Raw genomic sequence first — 23,607 nt, 5'->3', positions numbered from 1 at the left:
AGTTCGAACCCGTGAGTATCAATATTCCCAATACCCTGACCATCATGCGGATTCTGCTGATCCCGGTGCTGGTGGTCGTGTTTTATGCACCGTTCCAGCACAACCTGTTGGTGGCCGCCGGCATTTTCACCGTTGCCGCCGTCACCGACTGGCTGGACGGCTACCTGGCCAGGCGCCTGGGCCAGATGACCAAATTTGGCGCCTTTCTCGACCCGGTGGCCGACAAACTCATGGTTGCAGTCGCCCTGGTCTTGCTGGTTGAACGCCACGACACCATGCTGTTGACCCTGGCTGCCTGTGTGATCGTGGGCAGGGAGATTGTGGTATCCGCGCTGCGCGAGTGGATGGCGGAGCTGGGCCAGCGAACGTCTGTGGCAGTGTCCTACATCGGCAAGATAAAAACGGTGTTCCAGATGATCGCCATTATCGGCCTGCTGGCAATCGACCCGGCGACGGCAGAGAGTTGGCTGCTAGCCGTCAGCTACGTGATGCTGTATATCGCCGCTGTGCTTACCCTCTGGTCCATGATCATCTACCTGCGCGCAGCCGCCGAAGTGATGAAAGGGCAATAACTGGTTGGAAAACAGGGCGTTAAACCCTAAACCCGGTATTGCCGCTTGACAGTGGCCGCACAACTCATAGAATAGGCGCCCTCACGCGGTGTGTCGCTTCAGCTCCTTGCTGGTGCACAGGTAGTGTTGTTCCGAGGCTCGGTGGCAGAGTGGTCATGCAGCGGATTGCAAATCCGTCAACGCCGGGTCGATTCCGACCCGAGCCTCCATCTTCAAGAAAGTAACTCCCCATAAGGCTCAGCGCGCCAACGCCGGCCGGGACGCCGGGCCGTCGATTCCCACCGACCTCCATTTTCAAAGTAATTCCCAGTAAATTACCTTGGTAAATCTTCCTTGGGAGAGTGGTCAAAGAACTTCTTGTAAGCGCGGCCGAAGGCAGACTGGTCTTCGTAACCAACGGTCAGAGAAACCTGCAATATCGATTGCTTTCCACTCCGCAGTAGCTGCCGCGCGAGATCCATACGCCGCTGTAACAGGTAGCCGCTCATGGTTATCCCGAAACTGGACTTGAAGGCATGGGCCAGTGAAGTGCGAGAGAGGCCTACCTGTAATGCGAGTTCATCCGGTCCCGGTGGAGCCGCAATATTATTGTTGAGGATCCCTACAACCTGCTTGATGGCCTGCGCCTTCTTGTTTGAGAGGGGATTGTCGTCCTTGAACTCCTGCTCCGGTGCAGTCAGCAACTCGCACAGGAGGCACAACCACTCCAGAATTTTTGCTTCCATGTACCTCTCCGCCCGCATACCTGCAAAGGGCATATCGATAAGCTCATCGAGCATATTCAGAAGCCGGCCAGTCAGGGGCAGCGTTGTTGTGCGTTCCCCTTTTAGCTTAATGATGTTCTGAATGGCGGGTGGACATTTCTCGAGGTCCAACCCGAACTCATCGACCAGCAGTGCCGGGGGAATGAACAGGCCTGCACTACGGACGCGGTCCCCAGCTTTAAAGATCCGGGTGATGTGGCTGTTTTCCGGATGACTTGCCAGATAAGCGCGGGGCATACCGGTATCAGGCCTTTCATGCCCGCACAATTCGAGGTCTGAGCCACCGCTGATGATACATTCCAGGCTGATTATATTGCTGACGGGTACTGGAATTGCGAACGGCCTGAGTACTTTCAGGTCGCGAATTCCCATAGAAACGTCGCAGTGACTATAGCGCCAAACGTTGAATTTCCCCTGAACGATCCCCGATTCCTCCAGGCCGAATTTTTCCACTAGTCGCACTGGCCCCATATGTGATCGGTAATTGAGTTCATAAAAGCTGTCGAATCCCAGATCGTGGGCTTCCGGGGGGAGATATACGTTGATGGAGGGGATAGTCATATAAACCACTTGCCTGGTGACTGAAGTAGGAGTGAGAACGCACGGGCTGGAATACATGCAGCTGTTGTCGCCAGCGCCTCAAATGTACGTCCTGCCGAAACTTCTGGCTTTACAGCAGAGTTTCACCAGCGCTTATTCGGATAATAAAGGCTTGAGGACGCCTGAGTCCAAATACTTGCGTACGCAGAGGAATGTAACGATGAATAAGAAAACCCTGGTCGCGGCTGTTGTTTTCGGAATCGGCTCCAATAGTGCCCTGTTATCTGCTCAAGGTCTTGAGGAAGTTGTCGTGACCGCCACCAAGAAGGGCAGGGCAGAGAATCTGCAAACCGTACCTATTGCAGCGTCTGTCATGACGGGTGACCAGATAGAGGCCATGTTTGCTGAGAATATCGCTGATATCGGCCGCCAACTGCCAAACGTCCGTCTGCAGTCCGTGGGTACGTTTCCGGGGGTGACCAACTTCAGTATTCGGGGAATGGGTGTTGCCTCAAGTATCGCAGGGGATGAGCCGACAGTTGGGGTGATTCTGGATGGCATCTACCTCGGCACAAACTACGGCTCTGATCTCGATACCTTTGACATAGAGAGCATCGAGGTTCTGCGAGGTCCGCAGGGCACTCTGTTTGGCCGCAATGTTACGGCAGGTGCTGTTGTTGTTCGCTCACAGCGCCCAAAGGGGGAGTTTGGCGGCAAGATCAAGGTTGGTGTCGGTAACAACGGACGGGAGAATTTCTCCGGAACCATTCAGGGAGCCCTGAGCGATACAGTCTCGGCCAAGGTCTTTGCCAATTACAGGGACAGGGATGGTGACTGGAAAAATATTACCTTGAACGAAGATCAGGGCGCGCAAAAAACAAAATTCATCAGACCCAGCCTCCTCTGGACTCCCAGCGATAATCTTGATGTGACGTTGATTGCCGAAAGAGGGGATATCAGTGGCCACGGCTCCACGCCCAATACCTCTGTGATTCTGGGCCAGACCACCGACATTGCGGATGACGAGGTGGCTGGCACCGACCCGGGGGGCGTTAGTATCGAATGGGAACAGATCGTCCTGGAGGCGAACTGGATGCTGGGTGAGGGCGTGCTGACCTCGATAACCGGTTATCGCAATGTAGACTTCGGAACGCCATTCGCTGATGCGGATGGCACCCCGCTCGAGGTTTTCCGCAACGGCATTTCAGTAGACCAGGACCAGATCAGCCAGGAGCTCCGCTATGCATCCACCGCTTTCGATGAACGACTGGAATACACCCTTGGAATCTATTATTTCCAACAGACCATCGAGCAGCGAGAAAATCGCAGTGTTCTCGGAGGCCTGAATGTCAGCAATACGGATGGACGGGTCGACAACGAATCGTACGCCGCTTTTGTCAACGGCACCTGGTTTATCAATGATGCAATATCCCTGACTGTTGGGCTTCGTTATACCTATGAGGAGAAAGACGTGCTTATCGCCACCGGCGATGGCTGCAACTTTGATTTCACTCTCTGTGACTTCGGCACGGATGACGCCACCGATTGGAACAACCTGAGCCCCAAGCTTGGTATTAACTGGGAGCTCAATGATAAGACGTTCCTGTATGCCTCTTACGCCAGGGGGTTCCGCAGTGGCGGGTATAACCTCAGGGTTGCCAGCGCATCGCTTGACCCCGGTCCCTATGACGAAGAAACTGTTGACTCCTTTGAGCTCGGCTTGAAGACGGACTTGCTTGATGGCAAGGCCAGGGCCAATGTGGCGCTGTTTTACGCAGAGTACGACGACCTGCAACGGGTTGTTCTGGATCCAGCAACCCTTCTTCAAAATACACGGAATGCTGCAGCAGCGACCGTGCAGGGTGCTGAAGCGGAATTCACCTATAGGCCATGGGAGGCCCTGCTTGTTACCACGACCGTGGGTTATACCGATGCCAGCTACGATGAATACAATGGCCTTGATGTTACGGGGGATGGTGAACCAGACCCTGGCCTGGCAAGGAATTTAAAATTGGTCCGAGCGCCGGAGTGGACCTACGCACTCAGCGCCTCTTACGACCTGGATCTCCGCGGTAATGGCTACTTGAATTTCAGGACAGCATACAGTTATACCGACGAGATCCCGGTCAACGACATAAACTCGTTCTTCCATGACGATTACGGACTTTTTGATGCCAGTGTCAGCTGGTACTCGGAAAATGAGGCGCTGAAGGTCGCTTTTTGGGGCAAGAACCTGACGGATGAAAGACGCATTGAAACCGGAGCGTTCGTCAGCATTTTCTCATATGAATTCCTGACCGAGCCAAAGACCTTTGGAGTAGAAATCAGCTATCAGTTTGACTGAGCCGGCTTATCCGTTACTCAACCCAAAGAGCACTGTGCTCGCTCAAATCCGGAAACAAAACAATGCAGACTAAATTAAAAACAACATGCCTGTCATTATCGTTTGCGCTGGTTGCCACGCTGGTGCTGGCCGACACCGAGCCAGGCGAAGAGATGATTGCCGTTGCCATGGCGATGGGGGCTGCACCGCCTGGGGTAACGCCAGCGAGTGGCAACGAGAGCGTCGGCCCCTTTAGGTACCTGATTGTCAAAAATGCCTTCATCATCGACGGCACAGGAGCACCACCGCAAGGCCCGGTCACCATCGTAGTGGAAGGCGACCGCATTACCAGCATTGTCGGGTCGGGGATGCAAAGCGCGCATGTGGAAGCTTCTGATCCGGGTCCGGGTATTCATGTGATTGATGCGGCCGGCAAATATGTTATTCCCGGCATGATTGATTCCCATGCGCATTTTGGCAGTCCTTATCATGCACTGGGTGGCTCGATCACTGCTCCGGACTATGTCGGGATGCTGTACCTGGCTCACGGAGTTACTACCCTGCGTGATGTAGGTTCCCTGATGGGATTGAACTGGACTTTGCAGCAAAAGAGGCGCGGCAACTCTGGAGAAATCTCGATTCCTCGTATTGAGGCTTACGCCATGTTCCCGGAGCGAACGCCCGATGCAGAGGCGGCACGGCAGTGGATTCGGTCGATCAAAAAAAATGGGGCTGATGGTGTCAAATTCCTGGGTGCAGCCCCCCAGGTCATGAAGGCGGCGCTGGACGAAGCCAACAACTTAGGTCTCCGCTCTGCGTATCATCATGCGCAAACCAGTGTCACCCGAATGAATGCACTTGACAGCGCGGCTTTGGGCTTGACCAGCATAGAGCACTGGTATGGCCTTCCAGAGGCGATGTTTGAAGATCAAGTTATTCAAAACTATCCCCCCGGTTACAACTATAGCAATGAGCAGGACCGATTTTCCGAGGCCGGCCGCCTGTGGTTACAGGCGGCGCCTCCCGCCTCAAAGACCTGGCGCCGCACCATTGATCAGTTGCTGGATAAAGACATGACCATGGTACCTACTTTTAGTGTGTATGAGTCCAACCGGGATGTGATGAGACATGTCACCCTGGAGTGGCACGAGGATTACACCATGCCCTATATGGCCAGAATATTTGAGCCCAACCCGAAGATCCACGGCTCTTACCATTTTGACTGGACCACGGCCGATGAGGTGGCCTGGAAAGCAAACTATCGCCGCTGGATGGACTTCGTCAACGACTACAAGAACGCAGGTGGGCGCGTAGCCGCCGGATCCGATTCAGGCTTTATCTACAATATCTACGGATTCTCCTACGTGCGTGAACTGGAGATGTTGCAGGAGGCCGGCTTCCATCCTCTTGAGGTACTTCAGGCCGCCACACTTAATGGGGCACAACTTCTGGGCATGGAAGCGGACATCGGTACGCTGGAAATCGGCAAGAAAGCGGACATGGTAATTGTCGATGACAACCCGCTGGCGAATTTCAAAGTGCTGTATGGTACCGGCCACCGCCGTTTCAATATGGAGTCCGGCAGGATGGAACGAGCAGCCGGCATTCTCTATACGGTCAAGGACGGGATTGTTTACGACGCCAAGCTTATGCTCAAAAAGGTGCGCGAGATGGTTGCCCAACGTAAGCAGCTTGAAGCACGGGGGGCCACATCAAGATGATGAAACTGCCCACGTTGATCGCCTTGCAGGCGTGGTACGCGTGCATGGCACTAGCGTATCTACTGCTCAGTGAGTGGCGTCTGCAAGCGACCGGGGAGGCACTGAGTGCCGTGCCGAGAGGAAGCTCCATGGTGCTTTTTACTGGCTATTCACTGACACTGCTACTGCCGCGCTTCGGATTCGAGCAAAGCTACCGCGTTGCCATGGTCATCGCGGTACTACTCTTTTGCGGGTCAGGCGTGATCGGAAATATGATACGCTTTTTACAGTCAGGCCTGGACTACTATGCAAGTTTTCTGGCATTCACAATAGCTGTAGCTATCAACCTATTCGGTTCTGTGCTCAACATTATCGCTGCCTTCGGTTGGTATTCCCGCCCCAATGCCGGCAGCGTCCATTGACGAGACTCGTTCCCCGGCGAGGGAGGGCACCGCCGGACCGTCAATTCCGGCCCGACCCACGACGGTGTTGCCTACATCCTCAGCGCTGTCGACGGTGAACTTGGTTCCAGCCGCAGTGAGATATACTAAAAGCTACGCGGTACGCTGATTCACACACCCGATGCCGGACGCCGGAACCCGGTTCTCTTGGCGGATGACGCTGGTTCCCGTTGGCCAGTCCCTGCTGGTTGCTGTTGTTGTGTCCTGCGCCGCTCTCTCGCCGATGTCTTGCGCCACCAGATAATCACGCCGGTAATACTCAGCATGGCGACAATAACGCCCATCACCGAAATCAGTATGCGTCCGGGCAGGCCGAGAATGCGTCCGGAATGCAGGGGAAACTGGGCCTGCACGAAGATATCCGCGGCTGTACCCTGCCAGGGAATGAAATCCCCGAGATATTTCCCATCGATACCATCGAAATAGAGCGCCTTGTGTCCCACACCGCCGGTGCCGTGCCCATCGGCTGCGGTAAAGAATTCCGCCCGGTAGAGACCAAATTCGCGAGCGTACCACAGCGACCCCAGGGGCTCACTCCAGCCCAGCTCACGTGACTCAGCCGCGGCAATTCTGGCGATGTCGGTAAACGCCAGTACGGGTTCAATGGGATTGTCATGTCCGGATGGCGTGCGTTCATCCAAAGGGGACGGGGTGACGTCGGACACCAGGGACATGGCGGGAAAGAAGACTTCCCGGTACAGGTTCAGGGAAAAAGCGGTGAAGGCGATCACAAAGAGCAGCATCCAGATCCACAGGCCCACTGCGCGATGGAGGTCAAAGGTGAAGCGGTTAGGCCCGGCGGCGCGGTTGATTTTCCATGCCGGTTTCCAGCGTTCGAACCACCCGGCACGCTTGTCCCGGGCTTTGCGGCGGGGGAGCGTGAGGTAAAAGCCTATGAAATTATCGAAGGTCCAGAGGAGGGCGATTATACCCAGCAGCCAGATTCCCCAGTGGTCGATACCGCCAATTTCCGGTATATGCAGACTGAAATGGAGTGTGTAGAGAAACGACATGAAGGTTTCCCTGGTGATGGGCCACACAGCGCCCCATTCCCGCGTACCCTGGATGTCGCCGCTGACCGGGTCCACGTAAACCTGGTTGAAACCCGGCTCGTAGAGGCGCCCGGTCTCCGGATCGACCTTGGGTTCCACCCAGAAATACTGGGCATGGCCAGGTTCGTCGTGGAGTTCGAAATAGCTCACGTCGACCTGCGGGAACTTCGCTTCCACTTGCTCCGCCAGTGACACGGTTGGTTGTGGAACGCCGGGCGTGCGGGCCTCGAACAGGTGAGGGTTCAGCCATTCGTCCAGTTCGTGGTCCCAGGAGATTACCGCACCGGTGAGGCCGGTAATCACCAGGAACAGGGCAGTGGTGAGTCCCAGGTAGCGATGGAGTTTGAGCATCAGGGTTCGCATTGAAAATTCCTAGAATCGCCAGGCGACAGAGGCCTGGACATTGCGCGGCGCACCGTAAAAAGCCTGGTCCCAGTAAAGGCTGTTGAGATATTTCTCATCGGTGACGTTTGCCAGATTCACCGCCAGGCTCAGGGTGGGGCTGAGTTCATAGTGCAGGGCCAGGTCCAGGAGGGTGTAAGCTTGCTGCTCGGCCAGGCCACTGCTGGTGGTAATATCGTCCTGCCATTTGAGCACACCGCCAAGCTTCAGTGCGGGCAGTGCCGGGACCCGATAGGACGCGGACATTTTCACCAGCTTGGAAGGGACATATGGACGAATGTCCTCGCCGTTGTCATCCTCCAGGTCAACCCGGGTAAAACCGGCACTGATGTTCAGGCCCTCTATCAACTCGCCGGACAGTTCCACCTCATAGCCCTGGCTGTCGATGTCCCTGGGCTCGTAGATGGCGATACCCTGGGAATTGCGTCCCACGAATTCGCCGAGGTTACTGTGTTGTGCCTGGAACAGTGCCAGGGTGAGAATCGCCCGTTCGTTGTTGAATGATTTTTTCAGGCCGATCTCGGTATTGTCACCCTCGGCGGCGCCCAAAGGCCGAAGCTGGTCATTGACCCAGGTTTGCTGCTTGAACACCTCGCTGTAGCTACCGTAAGCCATCAGGTCGCTGGCAATTTCGTAAGTGACACCGTAATAGGGAACCGTCTTTTCCGCTTCGGCGTCTGCGGAACCGCCATAGCTGATACCTTTCTGGTCCAGTTTCGTCCGCCTTGCTCCCAGTAAAAGTGAGAGATTGTCTGTGGCGTTGAGGCGGGCGGAGACATACAGGGCCTTCTGGCTGAGCTCGATATCGCTGGCATCCGTCGCCGGGTTGTGGGCGACAAAATCAGGGCGTGGCGTATTGCCTTGTGCCCAGTCGCTGCCCAGCACGGGAAATCCGCCGACCGGGTCAGTGAAGGAGGCTTCATCAACTTGAATATCGGAATGGTTATAGCCCACCACGACCTGGTGTTCACGGCCGCCTAACTGAAAGCCGCCGGAGACGAAAAGGTCATAGTTTTCCTGGGTCTCTTCCCGGCTATAGGCGCTGGCCCAACCGTTCAAGCCGGTTTCGTCTTCACGGCTCGGCGCGCCGTAAACGTAAAACAGTTCCGAATTGAAATCGCCGGTATTGCGGGTATAGATGGCGTTGAAAAGCCACTGTCCGGTTAATTGGTGTTCGAGTTCGACAAAGGTCTGGTTCTGGGTGCTGTCGGCAAACGTCCAATCCGGGGCGTTGCTGGTGGATACGTCGTAATCAGTGGGTGTTCCGTCAGCGTAGCGAAGCGGCAATGCGCCCCACATGACGCCGTCAGAAGCGCTTTTGTTGTAACTGTGGCCGAGGGTAAGCAGAGTCCGCTCCGTAAGGTCCACTTCGACAATGCCGTACATCAGGTCAGTCTGGTCCTCGTGGCGATCCAGGTAGGACTCACTGTCCTCCCGCGCCACAACCAGGCGGCCGCGCGAGTTAGCGGATAGAGCGCCGGAGATGTCGCCGTCCAGTCGTACCCCGTTCCATTCATTTGCCGAAACCCGGGTGCCAATTTGCAGCTCATCGGTAGGGCGTTTGCGCACGTAGTTGATAGTGGCGGAGGGATTCGCCAGGCCGGTGATCAGGCCGGCAGCGCCCTTGACCACTTCGACCTTTTCGTAAATCGCGGTGTCCTGCTGCCCCAGGTTCAGGCCGGAAACGAAAGGAACGCCAACGCCATCATACTGGAAGTTGACAATGTCGAAGCCCCGGGCCGTATAGTAGGTTCGATCCGTTTCCACTTCCTCAACGGTGACGCCAGGGGTGTAGTTCAACAGGTCACTGATATTGTTGAGCGCAAAGTCATCCATCTGGGCCCGGGAGATGGCCGTTACGGTCTGGGGTGTTTCAAACAGAGTCAGGTTCAGCTTGGTGGCGGTGTCGGTCTTTCCCTGCTCTCCGTAAACGTAAACCGTTTCCATGTGGCTTGCGCTTGCGACGGAGGCCTTTTTATCGCTGTCTACCGATTGAGCCAAAGCCAGGGTCGGGTAGCTGGCAATTGCTATCGCCATAGCGGTCAGGGGCAGACTATAAGGCGGGCGGCTGTGAGTACTGGTTTTTTTCATGGTTGGCCTCGTATCGTGAGCAGTGGTTGTGTGGGGCAGCTTGCAGGCTGAAACTGTAGGATTATTGAACGCGAATGTCAATCATTCTCATTTAGATTTGATTGGGTTTCAGTTTGGCGAGCGCCACCCTTGTCAAACGTACCGGGAGGCATTTTCCTGGAAGGAGTCGGCCTTATGGCCATAATGAAGATTCGACCATTCAGGCACCTTACCCTATGCTGTTTTGGGAATGATGGGTTCTACCCCATTTTCGGGGCGTTAGAATAAGGCTCATTGCCGGGTACCGGGGAGAGATTATGGGCAGCAGGTTTCTCGCAGGTGCTTTCGTGTGCCTGGTGTGTTGTTCGCTTTGGTTGGCGACTCCTGGCTTTGGCGAGGATCAGCGGGGTGGGGAGCCCGATGCGCGCGCCATCCTTCAGGCCGCCATTGATCACTGGCGCGGTACCAGCTCCTATGCGGAGGTAACCATGATCATTCACCGCCCCGAATGGGAGCGGCGCATGGCCATGCGAGCCTGGACCAGGGGCGAGGATCACAGTCTGGTGCGGGTGATGGCACCGCCTCGGGATGGGGGTAGCGGTACGCTGCTGATCGATAAGGACATGTGGAGTTTCGCACCCAACATTAATAGAGTGGTGAAGGTTCCCTCTTCCATGATGGCCCAGAGCTGGATGGGTTCCGACTTTTCCAATCAGGACATCGCTCGTGCGGACGATATTCTTGACCACTACGAGCATCGTCTTCTCCAGACCGAGACCACTGAAAACGGGCTGGTGTACTATATTGAAGCCATTCCCCATGAGATGGCGCCAGTGGTCTGGGGGCGACAGGTGGTGCAAGTCCGGGAGGATCATCTGGTGCTCCAGGAAGACTATTACGATCAGGACGACCGACTGGTCAAACGCCTGGTGACGCACGATATCGCCACAATGGATGATCGGGCAGTGGCCAGGGTACAACGCATGAGCAAACTGGAAGAACCCGGCGAGTGGACCGAGGTGCGTATCGACGCCATTGATTTCGGAGTCGAGCTGGAGGATCGTGTTTTCACGCTCTCCAATTTGCGAAATCCACGGCAGTAAGCTGCGCCTGCAGGTGAAAGGGGAATACCCTTGCTTGAACTGCGATTAGCTTCACGCAACATCTGGCGGCATTCCCGTCGTACCTGGTTGACGGTGGGTGCCATGGTCTTCTCCAACATTCTGTTGGTGTTCATGATCGGGCTGCAATTCGATACTTATCAGCTCATGATCGACAACACACTGCGGGTGTTCACCGGCCACATTCAACTGCAGGCGCCTGGTTATCTGGACGAGCCCGGTATCCGTAAAACCCTTCCCGACATTCAGGCACTGGCCGAGGATGTTCGTGCGAATATATCCGGAGTAGACGTGAGTGCTCGCGCAACCGGTTTCGCTCTGGCGTCAAGCGAGGAGCGTAGCTATGGAATTCAGGTGGTGGGTGTCCAACCGCAGTATGAAGCGAAGGTTTCCACGTTGGCCGGACTCATTACTGCCGGTCGCTACCTGCAGCAAGGAGACACCAATGCGACGGTCATCGGCAAAATACTGGCCCGTAATCTGAAAATTGGCGTTGGTGAGGAGCTGACGATTCTGGGTTCCGGTCGCGATGGCTCGATGGCCGCCGATGTGCTCACGGTAGTGGGTATCTTCGAAAGCAATATGCCGGAGATGGATCGCTCCCTGGCCCTGATGCCCCTGGAGCGATTCCAGAACGTGTTCTTCATGGAAGGTCGTGGCCACACTGTGGTAATCAGGGCCGGGGAGTTCTCCCTCGTCGACAGTAAGGCCGCGCAGCTCAGGCAGCGCTACGGTGCGGCTGCGAATCGCGTGGTGCTGCACTGGGACGAGCTGAAACCGGGGTTGCGCCAGGCCATTCAGGCGGATATGGCCAGTGCCTGGTTCATGTATGCGGTATTGATTGTCCTGGTGGCATTCAGTGTCATGAATACCCAGCTTATGTCCGTTCTGGAGCGTACTCGTGAATTTGGCATGATCATGGCCCTGGGGCTGCGACCCGGGCGTTTGGTGCGCCTGGTCCTGCTGGAGACGGCGGTGATAGCTTCTATAGGCCTGCTGCTGGGTGTGCTCCTCGGCGGTGGACTGAACCTGGTACTGAGTCATACTGGCTTCGCCTATCCCGGCATGGAAGAAATGGCCCAGCGCTTCAACCTGCCGAACAGAATCTTCCCCGAGGTCACCTTGTTCACGGTATTGCTTGGGCCGGGGATAGTGTTTGCCGCAAGCATGCTGGCGTCCCTGTATCCGGCCCTGCGGGTAAAATTTTTGCAGCCGATAGCTGCCATGAAGGCCGTCTGATGGAGCTTCTGCGCAGCACCGGGCAATACAGCCGGCGGATTCTTGTGACCCTGGCCTGGCGTTACCTGTGGCGTAACTACCGTCGTACCATCATCATGCTGCTGGCGATCACCATCGGTGTGTGGGCCATGATCTTCATGATTGCTCTTCTGCGGGGCATGGTGGATGACATGGTGCAAAGCAGCCTGGAATCCTTCCTGGGCCACGTGCAGATTCACCACCCGTCGTACCGGGACGATCCCAGCATCGTCAACCATCTGCCGACACCCGGTAGTGAGTTGCGCGAGTACCTGGATCGGGCCGGGCTGGACTGGACAGCGCGCCTGCGGGTTCCGGCGGTGGTGTCCAGTGAGCGGGAGTCGCTGGGGGTGACACTCATGGGAGTGAAGCCGGACCGGGAAGTCCGGCTCTCCAAGCTGCCCCGCCAGATCAGCAATGGACGTTTTCTGGAGAGCCCGGATGACCCCGGCATCGTGATTGGCGAGAAGCTGGCGCGACGCCTGGAAACAGGGCTGGGCAAACGTATCGTGGTCATGAGCCAGGACCCCGATAATGATATCGCGGACCGGGGGTTTAGGATCGTGGGTATTTATTTCGCCGAGTTGCCGGCCATGGAAGAGCAGTTTGTCTTTGTGGGGCTCAATGTCGCCCAGCAGATGCTGAGGGTGGGGGAGAGCGTGAGCGAGATCGAAGTCCAGGGCCCTGATTTTCGTGAAGTGGACTGGTTTTACCAGGCTATTGCGAGATTGAAGCCCGATCTTGATGTGAGTCCCTGGTACGAGCGGGACACCTATCTGGGCACCATGCTGAGACTGATGGACGGAGTGGTGCTGGTGTGGATCATCGTCATCTTTCTTGCACTGTCTTTCGGTTTGGTTAATACCCTGGTCATGGCTGTGTTTGAGCGGGTGCGGGAGATCGGCCTGATTCTGGCGCTGGGCATGCGCCCATCGGCCATTATGGGGCAGGTATTGCTGGAAACACTGATGTTGCTGGCGCTGGGCCTTGCGCTGGGTAACGCTCTGGCGCTGGCCACCATCATTCCCCTGGCCGACGGCATCGACCTGTCCGTCGTCTCCGAAGGCCTGGCCATGATGGGGGCGGGCAGTACCCTCTACCCGGCGCTGTACTGGCAGGACCTGCTTCTGTCCAACGGCCTGGTAATTGCGCTGGGCCTGCTTGCCGGTTTGGCACCGGCCCACCGGGCCAGCCGCTACAATCCGGTTGAAGCCCTGACCAAAACCTGACAATGGCGAATATATGGCAGCGGTAATTTGCGAAGACCTCACCAAAATATTCCGGCAGGGGGATGCCGTCATCAAGGCGCTGGATCACCTCGGCGTTACCATTGAGGACGGGGAGTTCATCAGCCTGTCCGGTCCCTCCGGCTCCGGTAAAACCACCTTGCTCAATGCTATCGGCGGGCTGGATCAGCCGGACAGCGGGCATATCACCATCGGCGGCCAACGTATCGATCAGCTGCCCAAGGCCAGGCTGGCGGACATGCGCCTGCATAACATCGGTTTCGTGTTCCAGTCCTACAATCTTATTCCGGTTTTGTCCGCGCGGGAAAACGTGGAGTTCGTGATGCAGGTCCAGGGAATTACCCCGAAGGAGCGCCGGGAAAAATCGGCAGCTATTCTCAGGGAAGTGGGTCTCGAAGGCATGGAGGACCGCCGCCCCGGCGAATTGTCCGGTGGTCAGCAGCAGCGGGTCGCGGTAGCGCGAGCTATCGTCTCGGAGCCGGCGCTGGTACTGGCCGACGAGCCCACCGCGAATCTGGATTCAGAGACTATGGCGCAGCTGATGGATTTGTTCGTCAAACTCAATGAACACCATCGTGTGACCTTCGTGATCGCCACCCACGATCAGCGTGTCATGAACTATACGAAGCGCCGTATCCACCTGAAGGACGGCAGGATCGTCAGCGATGAGGTATAGCAGGCCCCTGCTTGCAAGCGCTTACGGATTACTTATGTCGCTGCGGGCCACGGCTGTGGAAGGCATGCCGGATCCGGATATCCATGGCCACGTCAAATACCGCTACCTGACCGCTCGCTACCCCGAGCACAGTATCTATCACCATTGGTACGGCGAGACCAGCAGCGATCACTTGCTGGACAGCCGCTTCAAATTCAGCTTCCGGGAAGGCCGGTTCGACCTTCAGGTGGACTACCAGATCCAGGCTCTGCACAGTGACCTCCTGCGTACTCGACAGGTAACCGGAAGCCCGCAGCCGGGCCAGGCCTATCCCGAGGATGACCGGCGTTTTGTAGACCTCACCAAGGTAGTCAGTGAAGGCCGCGACACGGCAATCCTGCACCGCTTGGACCGTTTCAATATCGGCTACAGCAGCGACCAGCTGGTGCTTCGCGCAGGCCGTCAGGTTCTGAGTTGGGGCAACGGCTTGATGTTCAATCCCGTGGACTTCTTTAATCCCTTCGATCCCGTCGCGCTCGATACCGAGTACAAAGTGGGTGATGACATGCTCTACGGCCAGTACCTGTTCGCTGACGGCGATGATATCCAGGCCGTAGCCGTAGGCCGGCGCAATAGCCGCGATTCCGTAACTGCCGATGAGAGCAGCTTCGTCGTCAAGTATCACGGCTGGCTCGATGACCGAGTCGCCTGGGTGGGCCTCGCGGGCGCGGAACTGGACTTGCTGGCTGGCGTACATTTCGAGCAAACCATCCTTGCCGCAGGACTGGTCAAGAGCATGGGCGGAGCCATCTGGCGCGGCGACCTTATGTTCACTGATACGGACGAGGGCGGCGTGCTCTCGGCGGTTGCCAACCTGTCCTACTCCTGGACCTGGGGCGAGACCAACATCAGCGGCACCGCGGAGTATTACCACAACGGCTTCGGTCTTGATGACGGTCGCTACAGGCTGCCCCGGGTGCTGCGTGACGACGCTCTCCAGGCCCGCCTCGGTCGTGGCGAACTCTTTACCCTCGGGCGTAACTACCTGGGCCTGGCCGCCACCATTGAACTCACCCCGCTCTGGCTGCTCACCCCCACGTTCCTGGTGAACCTGGATGACCAGTCCGCACTTCTGCAACTCGGCAGCCGCCACGACCTTGCCCAGGACTGGCACCTGATCGCTGCACTCAATCTCCCGCTCGGTCCGAAGGGTTCGGAGTATGGCGGTATCAAATCGGGTTTCCGGGACACCACGCTGGCTAGTGAAGGTGGGCTATTTGTGCAGTTGGCTTATTATTTTTAGGGGCCGCCAGTCCTGTTCAGCAGTAACAATCGCGAAGCTTTACCAAAAATCAACCCAATGCGCTGCGCTCTTTCTTCTCCCCGCTGACTCAGGCCCCAGGCTTCATCCAATTCCGGCCAGTCCCGCCTTTGACACCCAATAAATGGTCTACACTCATTCTGGCGTGTAGCGTATCCCCGAACTGAAGCCAGGTTGCAAGTGTCGCTCGGTATGGCTACCGGAGGTGGTGAATGAGCGGTTATCGACAGGCCATTACAGACATCGACGTATCCAGCGGGACTTCGGTTCGTATACTGCGCGAACTGCATGAAATGAGTCAGCACGACCTGGCTGTCGCAACCGGTATACCGCAATCAACGATTTCTTCCATAGAGAATGATCGGGTGTGCCTTGGTGGCCGGCGGGCAAGAGTGCTTGCCCGGATATTGCGCTGTCATGTTTCCATGCTGGTATTCCAGGGCGGGAGGGCACAGCAAGTGCCTGTCGCACAGCCGGCTACGGCAACCGATGCAGTTTTACCGCATAGCGGATCGCGCCGCGCCAGGGATCCGGCACACGCGCCTGTAGAGCGCAACGTTAAAAGGGAGAGAGCGTGTGATCGACGTTCAGATATACCGATACAACCCTGAGCAGGATTCTGCCCCTTACATGCAGTTTCTGTCACTTCCCGAGGAATTTCGTAGTCGAATGGTCCTGGATGCCCTGGAGTACCTGCGGGAAACAGATCCAACGCTGGCCTATCGACGCTCGTGTCGGGAGGGGGTCTGTGGTTCAGACGGCATGAATATCAATGGCAAGAACGGGTTGGCCTGCATAAAACCGGTTGCGGAAGCAATTGGAAGCTCTGGCTGCCTGGTTATCAGGCCGTTACCCGGGATGCCTGTTATTCGCGATCTTGTTGTAGATCAAACTCTTTTCTTCGAGCACTATAAACGCGTCAAGCCATGGCTGATGCCCAATGATGCGGCCCCTGCGATCGAGCGACGGCAATCTCCGGAACAGCGTGCGCAACTGGATGGCTTGTGGGAATGTATTCTCTGCGGCTGCTGCACCTCGCAATGTCCGTCCTGGTGGTGGAATCCCGAAAAGTATCTGGGGCCCGCGGCATTGCTACAGTCGTTGCGGTTCCTTGTCGACAGCCGTGACCAGGCCCGAAGCGAGCGGCTGGGAGAACTTGAGGATCCTTTTAGCCTGTTTCGTTGCAGGAGTATCGGCAACTGCTCCTGGGTGTGCCCGAAAGGACTTAACCCCATGGGAGCAATTGGCAGGATTAGACTTGAATTGATGCGCGAAGCCAGTTGAGGGTAAGAAGGAGAGGAGGGACTTGCCCAGCCGCCCCTCCCGGTATCAGGTTTCAGTTACCGAATAATTTACCGAATGCCTTACCCACTTCGTTGCCGATTTTTGTGGCGGCTTCCTCGATGTCCTGCGCCGAAGGTTTTTTCTCCTGGGTCTCCTCCTCGCTGTTGTTATTGCCGCCAAACAATCCGGACAGTCCGCCGCCTGATGAATTGTCCGCGCTGTCTTTGCCGCCACCGCCGAACATTTTGCCGAGGCCGGACATGTCGGTGGGTTCTGCCGGCAGGACGAATCTGGCGGGATCAACGACGGTAGCGTCAATGGTGCTTACCTGCATATCGGTGCCATAGCGCAGTACACCCAGGTTTCTCGAGGTGAGCTGGCCCTGGAGATGGTCCGAGCTCTGCTGCTGGTCCAGCAAGCCAGCCAGGTTGGTGGCCATACGGTTGATGGCATCGCGGAAGCCTAGGGCGCGAGGGTCCGGAGAAAGGGTCATTTCCGTCTGCTGGGCCTTGCCTTCATGATCTGTGAATTTGAGCAGATAAACTTCACCCTGTATGCCGGCAAGCGTCTCCTTGCGACCCGTTGCCTGCAGGGACTCAACCCGGACATCGGTCATGTCGGGTACGGCGGCTTTGGCGAAACCGCCAAACATGGACATGGCCTGGCTCAGGTCTATCACTGCGAATTCACCCTGGTCCTCGGTAACCACGTAGAGCTTCCGGTCACGCATGATCATGTAGCCCTGCTGGTCGTCGCTATTGATCCGCAGTTTGTCCCCCTCGTATTCGAAGGTCGTGCGGTTGCCCTGCTGGTCAACCACTTGCGCAATGTCGGCGCTGGAGAGGCTGCTAGCCAGGACAAGGCCCAGTGCGGCCGTTGGATAAAGCGCATAACGCATCAATTTAAGCATAGCGTGACTCCTTGTCAGTCAGGGCCGGGAGTGACCCAGTCTGTGCCCAGTATCGACCTTAATGCAGCGAATTTCCAGTGCGTGGGCGTCGATCGCATTGGCCCTGTTATGCAAGCTCAGCCAGAGCGGATCTGCTGATAGGCCGCCAGGGCCGCCTCGCGTGCCTCCCGATGATCCACAACCGGTGCCGGGTAATGATCGCCCAGGACCACTCCGGCTTCGGCCAGGACCGGAGCCGGGGCCTCCCAGGGGCGGTGCAGATAACGATCCGGCAGTCGGGCCAGTTCCGGTACCCAGCGCCGTACATACTCGCCCTCGGTATCAAACTTCTGCCCCTGGGTGACGGGGTTGAAGATCCGGAAGTAGGGCGCGGCATCGGCACCGCTACCCGCCGCCCATTGCCAGCTGCAGGCGTTGGCTGCCAGGTCCGCATCCACCAGGGTATCCCAGAACCAGCGTTCGCCCTCGCGCCAGTGGATCAGCAGGTGCTTGGTCAGGAAGGAGGCGGTGACCATACGCATACGGTTGTGCATATAGCCCGTTTGCCACAGCTCGCGCATTCCCGCGTCTACTACCGGGTAGCCTGTCTGGCCGCGCTGCCAGGCCTGTAACAGTGACTTGCCGCCAAGCCAGGGAAAGCCCGCAAACTGTGCCTTGAAGGGCTCACGCGGTATGGTGGGGAAGTGGAACAACAGGTGGTTGGAGAACTCCCGCCAGCCGATCTCGCTTAAAAACTTGTCTACCTGGCTTTCCAGGGCCGGTTTTTGAGCCACCCGTTGCCGGGCCCTGTGCCAGACTTCGCGGGGCGATATTTCGCCAAAGTGCAGATGCGCGGACAGTCGTGACGTGGCATATTCAGCCGGGCGGTCCCGGCCATCGGCATAACGGCTCACCCCGTCGTCCAGAAAGTGTGCCAGCCGTTCGCGCGCACCCGCCGTGCCCGGAGTCCACAGCTCGTGCCATTCTGCGGCCCAGTCGGGGTTCCGCGGCAACAGGTTCCAGCTGTCGAGATCGTCCGACCGACCAATGTCCGGGACCCAGGGCCACTGCTGGGGCTGAACCAACGGCTGCGCAGGGTGGTCGCCGCGCAGGCAATGGCGCCAGAAGGGCGAAAATACCTTGAACGGCTGTCCTGCCTGGTTGGCGATGGCTTCGGGCTCAAACAACAGCGTCCCCGGAAACCGCTTGAAGTCTACCCCCGCCTCGGTAAGTGCGGCGTGTAGTGCTTTCTCCAGCGCCACTTCGTGGGGCGCATAGCCACGGCTGCAGTACACAGCCGCCGCGCCAGTCTGCGCCACCAGGCGCTGCAGGCACCTGGCGGTGTCACCACGCTGCAGCACGAGGCGGCCACCGGTTGCGGTAATGTCGGCACTCAGGGCGGCGAGGCTGTGATGTAACCACCAGCGGCTGGCGCCACCCGGGGTATTCTCGCCAAGGGTGTCATCATCGAGAATGAACACCGGCAGGATGCGGCCCACTTGGGCGGCAGCAGCCAGGCCGGGTAGGTCGGCAATGCGCAGGTCGTGGCGGAACAGGTAAATACACAGGTCAGTCATGGCTGGTCTTCATTCGGCAGATTAAACGGAGTTGTTGCCAAGGCCGCTAAGCAAGGTGTCACAGGGACTGGCAAATTTCAGGGTGGCCAGATCATCCGCACGCGTGTGGCCGGGATTGAATAACACCAGCGGTTTACCCTGCGCATGCGCTGCCCGGCAAAAACGAAAACCGGAATACACCTGCAGCGAACTGCCGATAACCAACAGGGCATCGGCCCGGGCAATGGCTTCCAGGGTGAGGTCAACCCTCGTTCGCGGCACAGTGCCGCCGAAGAATACGACATCGGGGATAAGCACACCACCACAGTGCTCGCAGGCGGGTACCCGGGTATTGTGGGCATGGGCATCCGGGGTGGCCATGTCGCCATCGGGGCGTTGTAACACCGCCTGGACCAGGCTGTTCAGGCCTGGATTATGTTGGCTCAGTTGTGCCTGCATCCATTCCCGGGGAACACAGCGCGCGCACGTGAGGCAGCGTACCCGGTCCAGTCGACCGTGCAGATCAATAACCTCGCTACTTCCGGCCCGCTGGTGCAACCGGTCGACATTCTGGGTTACCAGCAAATCCACATGCCCCTGGCGCTGCAACAGCGCCAGGGCGCGGTGTCCGGCGTTGGGTTGGGCATCCCTGATTGCCGGCCAGCCATAGAATGAACGGGTCCAGTAACGCTGACGGGTTTCCGGCTTCTGGATATAGTCACGATGCTGGATCGGTTCACTGTATAGCCACCGACCCTCCGCGTCGCGATAGGTTGGGATACCCGAACCCGCACTGATACCCGCCCCGGTCAGGATTACCAGGCGCGGGTGTTGGCGGACGAAATCCCGGAATTGAGTCAGTTCATCTGCTAACGTAGTCATAGGTTCTCTGTAAAGGGTTCTTGCCGTGCCATTGTGGATTGATCCAGTAACTGGCAAGACCGTATCAAGTTTAAAACTAACGGGGCATAAGCATGCATCTATTAATAACCGGTGGCACGGGCTTTATCGGCAGTGCATTGATCCGCAATCTGACGGACGACGGCCATGAGGCTACCGTACTGAGCCGCGGCGCTCACGACAATAGCGCTTCCTGCCGCTACGTGCGCGCGTTGGACGATGTGCCCCTGGCCCCCCCCATAGACGCGGTGATCAATCTTGCCGGTGCTTCTCTGGCGGGCAAACGCTGGGACGCGGCCTACAAGCGTGAGCTGGTTGCCAGCCGCACTGAAACCACCCGCAATCTGGTTGACTACCTGGCGCAACGGGAGCAAAAGCCCGCAGCATTTCTCAGTGCCAGTGCCATCGGTATCTATGGTCATCAGGGGGAGCAGCCGCTGGATGAAAGCGCGCCGGTCGGTTCCGGCTTTGCCGCCGACCTGTGTCGGCAGTGGGAAGCTGAAGCGGGGCGCGCGGCGGACAGTGGAATTCGTACCTGTATCATGCGTTTCGGTGTAGTGCTCGATGCCGGAGGTGGGGCCCTCACTGATATGGCGCGCTCTTTTCGCATGGGGATTGCCAGTTGGCCGGGTACCGGCGACCAGTATTTCAGCTGGGTCCACCGCGCGGATGTGGTCGCGGCCATGCGCTTCCTGTTGCAGGAAGAACAGTTGCATGGAGTGTTCAACGTCACCGCGCCCAATCCTGTCACCCATCGGGAGTTCTGTGAGGCGATGCGTGCCCACTTCAGCACGTTGCCCGGCATGCCAGTCCCTGGGCCGGTATTGCGGTTGCTGCTGGGCGAAATGGCCGATGAGCTGTTGCTCAACGGCCAGCGCGTGTTGCCCGCTGCCCTTACTGAAGCCGGCTTCAGCTTTCGTCACCCTCATGTGGAATCGGCCCTGGACGCTATTTTCAACGGTCACGCCGGGGACAGATTGCCGTGATCCTGCGCAGCGGCGCGCACGACACTATTGTGGCTTAACTTTTCCAGCGCTGAACGCTCCAGTTGCCGTACCCATTCCCGACTGACCGACATACGGTCGGCAATTTCGGCCCGGCTTAGCGGTGGCCCCTGATGCAAGCCCCAGCGCGCAATGACCACCTGTTTTTCAGCTGGCTCAAGGCTCTCGATTTCCTGCAGCAGGCAGCGTTGCAGAGAGGCCGACTCCGCCGGTGCGGCGATATCCTCAAAGGGACCACCATCAAAACTGTCGATTAGCGAATCATCCTCGTCTTCAAATCGCGGCGCATCCAACGACACCGCCATATTCCTGAGCTGACGTAGCTGCCGGGTTTTGTCGGGCTCCATACCTGTAGCGCTGGCCAACTCGTCTTCGCGCGGCTCTTCGCCGGTTGCTGACCAGATCGCATTGCGTTCCCGGTACAGCTTGCCGACCTGCTCGCGCACATGTGTCGGGTACCGAATCAGGGCCGCCCCGTCGTTGACATAGCGTCGAACTGCCTGTGAGATCCAGTTGTAGCTGTAGGTGCTGAACCGGTAGCCCTTGGCGGCCTCGAACTTTTCGGCGGCTCTTATCAGGCCCAGGGTTCCCTCCTGGATGAGGTCGCGATAGGGCGCGCCCTTGCCGGTGTATTTGCCGGCAATGGAATACACCAGGCGCAGGTTGTGCAGGGTCAGCGTATCCCGCGCCTGGTTGAAGCGCGAAAGCGCCAGCTTGATCGGTGCCAGGCTGGCGTGATCGAGCGCATAGCGCGACGCCTGTAGCTGGCCGTCATCGGCCGCCGCACTCCAGGCGGCCAGGGCATCGGCCACGCGACACTTGATCGTCAGACCATTGTGGCGTGCGACGAGTCCGCCGATGCCGACGACCAGGCTGGCCGGAAGCTTCATGTCCTGGGCTGCCTCAAGTGCAGCGTCCCGTTCATCCGCTGTCAGGGCATTGGCACACAATTTCAGCTGTGTGACCCGGGCGCCGCCAGGCAGATAGTCCACCAGTTCCCGGCGCAGCAGGAAATGGTGTTCGCGGCTGGCAAAATCGGCGACGTCGGGTGGCTGGCTACCGGTTCTCTGCAGCAGATCGCCCAGCATATTTCTGCCCCCCTGCGCTTTTATCAGCAGGTTTAATAGCTCCTCGACAGCCCGCCATTTGCTGGAGTCGATGTCACGCTCCTGGGCCGCGCTGAGTAATGGGTAACGGCGCGCTTGTGCGAACAGCTGTTCGAGTTCGCCTTCGTCTGTATCAATCTTCCGTATATCCACAAGTCTCTCCTTCTGGTTTGCTGTGTATACGTGTCGGAGCCGAAAGTTGGACAAGTTATCTGGTCAGTTGTCCAGATAACATGCAGACATAACCTGGTCAGGGCATCCAGGCGCGGCTTTGCAGCGTATCAACTCTAAAATTACCGAGGTGTTAAAGCCATGAAAGAAGCTATTGCGATGAAAGAAGCTGTTCTGGAGTCCAGGCCATTGTACGGCATAGGCACGGTTGCCCGCTTGACCGGGCTCAAGCCCGATACCCTTCGGGTATGGGAGCGCCGCTATGGCCTGGGCGCCAGCTACAAGTCGCCCACGGGTCGGCGACAATATACACAGTCCGACCTGGAGCATATGCAGATTATTGCAGCGCTGGTCAATAACGGGTCGCGTATTGGTGAAATCGCCTCTACAGAGCGCAAGACGCTGGAGATGCTCTTGCGGGGTCGCGGCAAGAATGGTCGCGCGGCGGTGCCTGCGGCGAAGCCACGGGTCGTGTTTGTCGGTGATCAGCTGTGTGAATGGCTGGATGAGCACCAGGGCTGCCTGGCTAACGTTAATGCGCTACTGGTGCGTACGGCGCTGGCCGATATCGGGACGGATTTTTATCCGCAGATCGGGACGGCCGACTCTCTGGTGGTCGAATGTACAAATCTCGGCGGGACCCAGGTTCGCCAGCTTGGCGACCTTATGCAGGCACTGGATGTTGAGCGGGCAGTCGTGTGCTACCAGTTTGCCAACGAGCGCTGGCTTACCGCGCTGGAAGAGCAGAATATCGCCGCGACAACATTCCCGCCCGATCCTGCTTATCTCGCTTACGAGCTGGCGCGTAGCATCGCCGATAAAACGCGTAGCGCAGGTGACTCGAATCTGGGTGAATTGATGACTGCCAAGCCCCGCCAGTTCAACGAACTGCAGTTGCGCGGAGCGCGTCAGCTCAAAAACGCCCTTGACTGCGAGTGTCCCCGCCACATCGCCGACCTGATTCGGTCGCTGGCCTCGTTTGAGGACTATTCGGCCAGTTGCTCGGTGGAAAACTGGAACGAAGCGGCGGTGCATGCCTGCGTTTATGCGTATGCGGCGCAAGCCCGCTGGTTGATGGAGAAAGCCCTGCAAGCAGTGCTCGAGGGCCATGCCGATGAATACCAGAGCGTTCTGAGGACGATTACCGACTCGCCGGTAGGAGATGCAGCCTGAGCGCCCGGGGAATGCTATGATTGGCCCTTGAGCCAATGG

General features: G+C 57.8%; 20 protein-coding genes and 1 tRNA gene. 14 read left to right on the top strand and 7 right to left on the bottom strand.

Features of this window, described 5'->3' with window-relative positions; translation table 11 throughout:
* Window positions 1-17: 17 nt before the first annotated feature.
* Entirely contained in the window at window positions 18-572 is a 555-nt protein-coding gene (gene pgsA, locus CWI75_RS10395) for a CDP-diacylglycerol--glycerol-3-phosphate 3-phosphatidyltransferase (RefSeq protein WP_101521788.1), read from the top strand.
* Window positions 573-707: 135 nt separating this feature from the next.
* Window positions 708-781, top strand: a tRNA-Cys gene (locus tag CWI75_RS10390).
* 105 nt (window positions 782-886) lie between these two features.
* Here the strand turns inward: CWI75_RS10390 and CWI75_RS10385 are convergent.
* The gene (locus CWI75_RS10385; protein WP_162300051.1) at window positions 887-1,789 is read right to left on the bottom strand and encodes a helix-turn-helix transcriptional regulator; all 903 of its coding nucleotides are present in this window, start codon (window positions 1,787-1,789) and stop codon (window positions 887-889) included.
* A 163-nt stretch (window positions 1,790-1,952) separates the two neighbouring features.
* Here CWI75_RS10385 and CWI75_RS10380 point away from each other — a divergent pair, with 163 nt between their 5' ends.
* The 3 genes from CWI75_RS10380 to CWI75_RS10370 all read left to right on the top strand — a co-directional run bounded on the left by CWI75_RS10380 (window position 1,953) and on the right by CWI75_RS10370 (window position 6,321).
* Window positions 1,953-4,220: a TonB-dependent receptor gene (locus tag CWI75_RS10380; RefSeq protein ID WP_101521438.1), complete on the top strand. Its 2,268-nt coding sequence runs from the start codon at window positions 1,953-1,955 to the stop codon at window positions 4,218-4,220.
* Between the two features lie 122 nt (window positions 4,221-4,342).
* Entirely contained in the window at window positions 4,343-5,920 is a 1,578-nt protein-coding gene (locus CWI75_RS10375; RefSeq protein ID WP_241521170.1) for an amidohydrolase family protein, read from the top strand.
* On the top strand, window positions 5,917-6,321 hold the full coding sequence (locus CWI75_RS10370; protein ID WP_101521436.1) for a hypothetical protein: 405 nt from the start codon (window positions 5,917-5,919) through the stop codon (window positions 6,319-6,321). Before CWI75_RS10375 ends, CWI75_RS10370 begins: the two co-directional genes overlap by 4 nt.
* 149 nt (window positions 6,322-6,470) lie before the next feature.
* Here the strand turns inward: CWI75_RS10370 and CWI75_RS10365 are convergent, their stop codons facing one another.
* Together CWI75_RS10365 and CWI75_RS10360 are read right to left on the bottom strand one after the other, a co-directional pair.
* Window positions 6,471-7,775: a PepSY-associated TM helix domain-containing protein gene (locus CWI75_RS10365; protein ID WP_101521435.1), complete on the bottom strand. Its 1,305-nt coding sequence runs from the start codon at window positions 7,773-7,775 to the stop codon at window positions 6,471-6,473.
* A gap of 9 nt (window positions 7,776-7,784) precedes the next feature.
* Window positions 7,785-9,905, bottom strand: a complete 2,121-nt coding sequence (locus tag CWI75_RS10360; protein ID WP_241521169.1) for a TonB-dependent siderophore receptor — start codon at window positions 9,903-9,905, stop codon at window positions 7,785-7,787.
* 296 nt (window positions 9,906-10,201) lie between these two features.
* Here CWI75_RS10360 and CWI75_RS10355 point away from each other — a divergent pair, with 296 nt between their 5' ends.
* From CWI75_RS10355 to CWI75_RS10325, 7 genes are all read left to right on the top strand, one after another.
* Window positions 10,202-10,987, top strand: coding sequence for an outer membrane lipoprotein-sorting protein (locus CWI75_RS10355; RefSeq protein ID WP_101521434.1), 786 nt, complete (start codon window positions 10,202-10,204; stop codon window positions 10,985-10,987).
* A 30-nt stretch (window positions 10,988-11,017) separates the two neighbouring features.
* Window positions 11,018-12,244: an ABC transporter permease gene (locus CWI75_RS10350; protein ID WP_241521168.1), complete on the top strand. Its 1,227-nt coding sequence runs from the start codon at window positions 11,018-11,020 to the stop codon at window positions 12,242-12,244.
* Complete coding sequence (locus CWI75_RS10345; protein ID WP_101521433.1) at window positions 12,244-13,491, top strand: ABC transporter permease; 1,248 nt, start codon at window positions 12,244-12,246, stop codon at window positions 13,489-13,491. The genes CWI75_RS10350 and CWI75_RS10345 overlap by 1 nt, the downstream gene beginning before the upstream one ends.
* A 13-nt stretch (window positions 13,492-13,504) precedes the next feature.
* Window positions 13,505-14,185, top strand: coding sequence for an ABC transporter ATP-binding protein (locus CWI75_RS10340; RefSeq protein WP_101521432.1), 681 nt, complete (start codon window positions 13,505-13,507; stop codon window positions 14,183-14,185).
* 34 nt (window positions 14,186-14,219) lie between these two features.
* Complete coding sequence (locus CWI75_RS10335) at window positions 14,220-15,467, top strand: hypothetical protein (protein ID WP_101521431.1); 1,248 nt, start codon at window positions 14,220-14,222, stop codon at window positions 15,465-15,467.
* Between the two features lie 230 nt (window positions 15,468-15,697).
* A complete protein-coding gene (locus tag CWI75_RS10330) occupies window positions 15,698-16,096 on the top strand; it encodes a helix-turn-helix transcriptional regulator (RefSeq protein ID WP_101521430.1) in 399 nt (132 codons plus the stop codon).
* Complete coding sequence (locus CWI75_RS10325) at window positions 16,062-16,769, top strand: succinate dehydrogenase iron-sulfur subunit (RefSeq protein WP_101521429.1); 708 nt, start codon at window positions 16,062-16,064, stop codon at window positions 16,767-16,769. Before CWI75_RS10330 ends, CWI75_RS10325 begins: the two co-directional genes overlap by 35 nt.
* A 52-nt stretch (window positions 16,770-16,821) precedes the next feature.
* Here the strand turns inward: CWI75_RS10325 and CWI75_RS10320 are convergent, their stop codons facing one another.
* The 3 genes from CWI75_RS10320 to CWI75_RS10310 all read right to left on the bottom strand — a co-directional run bounded on the left by CWI75_RS10320 (window position 16,822) and on the right by CWI75_RS10310 (window position 20,096).
* A complete protein-coding gene (locus CWI75_RS10320) occupies window positions 16,822-17,679 on the bottom strand; it encodes a hypothetical protein (RefSeq protein ID WP_101521428.1) in 858 nt (285 codons plus the stop codon).
* A gap of 116 nt (window positions 17,680-17,795) precedes the next feature.
* Complete coding sequence (locus CWI75_RS10315) at window positions 17,796-19,235, bottom strand: cryptochrome/photolyase family protein (RefSeq protein ID WP_101521427.1); 1,440 nt, start codon at window positions 19,233-19,235, stop codon at window positions 17,796-17,798.
* A gap of 21 nt (window positions 19,236-19,256) precedes the next feature.
* The gene (locus CWI75_RS10310) at window positions 19,257-20,096 is read right to left on the bottom strand and encodes an NAD-dependent protein deacetylase (RefSeq protein ID WP_101521426.1); all 840 of its coding nucleotides are present in this window, start codon (window positions 20,094-20,096) and stop codon (window positions 19,257-19,259) included.
* A 92-nt stretch (window positions 20,097-20,188) separates the two neighbouring features.
* Between CWI75_RS10310 and CWI75_RS10305 the strand changes: the two genes are divergently transcribed.
* Window positions 20,189-21,100, top strand: a complete 912-nt coding sequence (locus CWI75_RS10305; protein ID WP_101521425.1) for a TIGR01777 family oxidoreductase — start codon at window positions 20,189-20,191, stop codon at window positions 21,098-21,100.
* On the opposite strand, the gene CWI75_RS10300 is transcribed toward CWI75_RS10305, so the two are convergent.
* Window positions 21,076-22,377 carry a sigma-70 family RNA polymerase sigma factor gene (locus CWI75_RS10300; protein WP_101521424.1) on the bottom strand — a complete coding sequence of 434 codons (1,302 nt, stop codon included), beginning with the start codon at window positions 22,375-22,377 and terminating at the stop codon, window positions 21,076-21,078. The genes CWI75_RS10305 and CWI75_RS10300 overlap by 25 nt on opposite strands.
* A 159-nt stretch (window positions 22,378-22,536) precedes the next feature.
* Between CWI75_RS10300 and CWI75_RS10295 the strand changes: the two genes are divergently transcribed.
* A complete protein-coding gene (locus CWI75_RS10295; RefSeq protein ID WP_241521166.1) occupies window positions 22,537-23,568 on the top strand; it encodes a MerR family transcriptional regulator in 1,032 nt (343 codons plus the stop codon).
* The last annotated feature ends 39 nt before the right edge of the window (window positions 23,569-23,607 follow it).

It is taken from the genome of Kineobactrum sediminis, from assembly GCF_002868715.1.
GTDB lineage: Bacteria > Pseudomonadota > Gammaproteobacteria > Pseudomonadales > Halieaceae > Kineobactrum > Kineobactrum sediminis.
This window is presented reverse-complemented; position numbering and strand designations above follow the sequence as displayed.